The sequence below is a fragment of the Lysinibacillus sp. G1-3 genome (assembly GCF_056322905.1).
In genome coordinates this window covers 1-255 of sequence record NZ_JBWHYQ010000087.1, presented here as the reverse complement: position 1 = coordinate 255, position 255 = coordinate 1, and the positions used below count along the sequence as shown (strand labels likewise).

The 255-nt window shown below is 31.0% G+C and carries 1 protein-coding gene; it reads right to left on the bottom strand.

What is annotated here, in order from left to right; genetic code table 11:
* Positions 1 to 255 (bottom strand): condensation domain-containing protein (locus tag ACVYAD_RS25285; protein WP_476428314.1); only part of this gene is annotated, 255 nt, incomplete at both ends.

The window sequence follows — 255 nt, the reverse complement described above, 5'->3', positions numbered from 1 at the left end:
AATCTTCCTGATATAGGAATACCAATCACTATATCTTCTTGTTGGCTATATTTAGATAAAAGAATGGTGTATGCTGACAATAAAACCATATGCATTGTTGTACCTGTTTTATTTGTAAGTTCTTTCAACTTACTCGTGAGTGTTTTATCTAATTCAAAACTAACACTATCTCCCTCATAACTCTTAATAACAGGTCTTTCAAAATCATAGGGTAAGTTTAATACTGGTATCTCATCATTAAATCTTTGCAGCCAA